Raw genomic sequence first — 389 nt, 5'->3', positions numbered from 1 at the left:
GGAGTTGGGCCATCAGTGGCGTGCCAAAACCAGTTCGCGGCTTAAGTTTCTTAGCGACTTCTTTGGCATTGCGGTGCTTTATCAGGTCTTCCCCGGTCTCTTTACACCATGCGGTGGCGAAATTTTCATGAAGATGTTCAAGAATAGGACCTGTCACCCGGCTGGAAATATCCTGAGCAGACCTGTTATTGTTTTCATGCTCGTTCTCCCTGCATATATTTATCTCCTTGAAACCCATCACCAGTTGCCGTAGGGATATTTTTTATCTTTTATGAATTCTTTAATGTCGTCATCGTACCCATAGCTGAAATCACTGTTAGTTACCCCAGCGCACATATCTAAATCCTTGCCTGAAACAGTGGTTATTTGGGTGCTGGCCAGTAATAAAT

2 pseudogenes are annotated in these 389 nt (G+C 44.5%); both read right to left on the bottom strand.

Annotation, left to right across the window (positions count from 1 at the left end):
• A pseudogene (locus tag J1785_RS00140) lies at positions 1-238 on the bottom strand (hypothetical protein); the annotation flags it as partial.
• Positions 238-389: pseudogene (locus J1785_RS00135) on the bottom strand (DUF2931 family protein); the annotation flags it as partial. The pseudogenes J1785_RS00140 and J1785_RS00135, both read right to left, overlap by 1 nt.

It is taken from the genome of Rahnella perminowiae (assembly GCF_019049755.1).
GTDB lineage: Bacteria > Pseudomonadota > Gammaproteobacteria > Enterobacterales > Enterobacteriaceae > Rahnella > Rahnella perminowiae.
The sequence above is the reverse complement of the archived record's forward strand: the minus strand, read 5'-3'. Positions and strand labels throughout refer to the sequence as shown.